Here is a 2,730-nt window from a genome sequence, read left to right as displayed (position 1 = left end):
ACAGTTTTGGGGCGCAGTTCACCGCAATATGAACTGCCTCCCATTTCTTGGACACGAGAAATGGGAGGCTTTGGACTGGTCAAGGTTTCTTGGACGGAAAAATAAGCTTCTTCAGGCAACATCTCGCTCTAGGTCGCACGGGGCGTTATAGCCGATCGACGAGTGCATCCTCTGCCTGTTGTAGTAGAGCTCGATGTATTTGAACACGTCCTGCTTCGCCTCCTCCCTCGTCTTGTAGCCCTTGCCGTTCACCAGCTCGCGCTTGAGCGTCTTGAAGAAGGATTCCGCGAGCGCGTTGTCCCATGGGTTGCCCGGCCGCGACATGGATTGGGCGATTCCATGGGACTCGAGGCAGCGCTGGAACGCCCGGGAAGTGTACTGGGAACCCTGGTCGTCGTGAAAGACGAGGCTGAAGTCGTCGGGCGGGCTCTCCCTTCCGACTGCCTGCTCGAGCGCATCCGTGACCAGCTTCTCGGTCATGCGCTCGGACATCGACCAGCCCACGACTTTCCTGTGGAACGCGTCGATCACGGCTGCGAGGTAGAGCCATCCTTCGCCCGTTCCGATGTAGGTAATGTCGCCCGCCCATAGCTTGTTGCGGGCTTCGACGTCGAACGCCCTGTCCACGAGGTTCACACGCGGGTCGCCCATCTCGACCGCCTTCGCGCGTTTGTGCTTGCTGCTCGCTCCCTTCGCCTGCAGCCCCAGCTTGCGCATGACGGCGAGCACCCGTTTCTCGCTGACGACGATGCCGTCGCGCCTGAGCTCGCGGTTGATTCGGCGGTACCCGTAGCGGCCCTTGTGAAGATCGAACCTCTCGGCGACGAAACCCTCCAGGGCCTCCCGCTCGATCTGCGCGTTGGATTTCCTCCTCTTCACGTAGTCATAGTATTCGGATTTGGACACGCGCAAGATCCCGCATGCCTTCCTGATGGGGCCGAACTCGCCCCTATGCTCTTTGAGGAACTCGCACCTCACGCATGGTCTTGACTCAAGAAGGCCCGGAAATTTTTTAGCAGCTCGTTCTCGCGCTCGAGTTCCTCGATCCTTTTGCGGAGCTTCACGATCTCGTAATCCTTGTTGACCTTCGGGCTGCCGTTTCCGGGGAAGGCGTTCTCGCCCATTTCCTCGTACTCCTGCGCCCACCGCCTGAGCGTCGAGTCCTTGATTCCGAGCTCCCTCGCAAGATCGACGGCCCTCATCTCGCCGCCCAGGACCACCCGCGCCGCCGCTATCTTGAACTGCTTGTCGTAACGCTTCCTCTTCTGGGTCATATAGAACACCTTTCGCCCTTAACTTGGTGTCCAAGAAATCTTACCCTCTCCACTTTCTTATGCGCGTCGATTTCAGGGTGAAGCACGATGTCGAGACGAGGAGGCTGGCGGCCGAGCTCTTCGCGGATGGCCTAGGGCGCGCGGCGGCCGCAAAAAGGCTGTCCGTTCCGGAAGCGGCCGTGAGAAAATGGCAGCAGATATACCGCGCGTTCGGAAGCGAGGTGCTGCTGACCATGGACGGCAGGCAGGCCAGGTACACATACGAGCAGAAGGTCGCCGCCGCGAGGGCCGTCGTCGAAGACGGCATGACGAAGCCCGCGGCGATGGCCGAGTTCGGCATCATGTCGATGACGCCGCTCGACCGATGGTGCAGGCTCTACCGCGAGGGCGGGGCCGAGGCGCTCAGGCCCAAGCCGAAGGGCAGGCCCAAGGGCTCGAAGGCCGAGCCGCGCGAGCTCACCCGCGAGCAGGAGCTCGAGGAGCGCTGCCGCAGGCTCGAGGCCGAGGTCGCCTACCTAAAAAAATTGCGCGCCCTGGTAGAGCGGGACGGTCTCTGACCAGGGCGAAGGCCGAGGCGGTGGCCGCGCTGCGGTCGGACGGGCACGACCTGGGGCACCTGCTCGCGTGCTCGGGGCTCGCGAGGTCCACGTACTACTACGCGCTGGCGCACCCGGCCAGGCCGACCAGGCCCGAGCTGCGCGGGGCGGTCGCGGAAATCTTCTCGCGCACCGCCAACGGCTGCGGCCACAGGCAGGTGGCCATGTGCCTGCGCGCCGAGCTGGGCGCGCGCGTCGCCGACAAGACCGTGCTCAAGATGATGCGCGAGATGGGGATCCGCTGCGGCATCCGGCGCGAGACCGACTACCATAGGTACAGCTCGTACAAGGGCGCCGTCGGCGAGACCTTCGAGAACGTCATCGGGCGCGACTTCTCCGCCGACGGGCCGTGGCAGAAGATGGGCACCGACGTCACGGAGTTCAAGCAGCCCTGGGGCAAGGCGTACTTCGCGCCGGTGTACGACTTCGGCAGCAAGGAGATCGTGGCCTGGTCGACCTCCGCGAGCCCCGACATGGAGCAGCAGGAGCTCCTGCTCGACCGTCTGCTGGAGAGGATGCCGGAGGGCGCGAAGCCCGTGCTGCACTCCGACATGGGCTGGCAGTACCAGCACGAGAGGTGGACGCGCCGCCTGAGGAAGGCGGAGGTAACCCAGAGCATGTCGCGCAAGGGGAACTGCCTCGACAACGGCGCCACCGAGCAGGTCTTCGGCCACTTGAAAGACGAGTTCTTCAGGGGACGCAGCTGGCCCGACTTCGAGTCCTTCAAGGCGGACCTCGACGCCTACGTAATCCATTGGAACACCCGGAGACGCCAGGTTAAACTGAACGGACTGACCCCGGAGGAGTTCCGGAGCCAGTCCCGAGTGGCGTAGTCTTTATTTAATCCGTCCAAGTTTTGC

The 2,730-nt window shown here is 63.1% G+C and carries 4 protein-coding genes; 2 read left to right on the top strand and 2 right to left on the bottom strand.

The window, feature by feature from the left end; genetic code table 11:
• Window positions 1-111: 111 nt before the first annotated feature.
• Together F8C90_RS10620 and F8C90_RS11270 are read right to left on the bottom strand one after the other, a co-directional pair.
• Window positions 112-978, bottom strand: coding sequence for an IS3 family transposase (locus F8C90_RS10620; protein WP_246155908.1), 867 nt, complete (start codon window positions 976-978; stop codon window positions 112-114).
• Entirely contained in the window at window positions 975-1,274 is a 300-nt protein-coding gene (locus tag F8C90_RS11270; RefSeq protein ID WP_233839719.1) for a transposase, read from the bottom strand. The genes F8C90_RS10620 and F8C90_RS11270 overlap by 4 nt, the downstream gene beginning before the upstream one ends.
• 59 nt (window positions 1,275-1,333) lie before the next feature.
• Here F8C90_RS11270 and F8C90_RS10615 point away from each other — a divergent pair, with 59 nt between their 5' ends.
• Window positions 1,334-1,831, top strand: a complete 498-nt coding sequence (locus F8C90_RS10615; RefSeq protein ID WP_158050474.1) for a helix-turn-helix domain-containing protein — start codon at window positions 1,334-1,336, stop codon at window positions 1,829-1,831.
• Window positions 1,759-2,703, top strand: a complete 945-nt coding sequence (locus F8C90_RS10610; RefSeq protein ID WP_246155909.1) for an IS3 family transposase — start codon at window positions 1,759-1,761, stop codon at window positions 2,701-2,703. Before F8C90_RS10615 ends, F8C90_RS10610 begins: the two co-directional genes overlap by 73 nt.
• Window positions 2,704-2,730: the final 27 nt, after the last annotated feature.

The sequence above is a fragment of the Ellagibacter isourolithinifaciens genome (assembly GCF_008831035.1).
Taxonomy (GTDB): Bacteria; Actinomycetota; Coriobacteriia; order Coriobacteriales; family Eggerthellaceae; genus Ellagibacter; species Ellagibacter isourolithinifaciens.
This window is presented reverse-complemented; position numbering and strand designations above follow the sequence as displayed.

Excerpts from the sequence above, each read along its gene's own strand:
- F8C90_RS11270 (WP_233839719.1), bottom strand. The coding sequence starts at position 1,274 with ATGACCCAGAAGAGGAAGCGTTACGACAAGCAGTTCAAGATAGCGGCG.
- F8C90_RS10615 (WP_158050474.1), top strand. The coding sequence starts at position 1,334 with ATGCGCGTCGATTTCAGGGTGAAGCACGATGTCGAGACGAGGAGGCTG.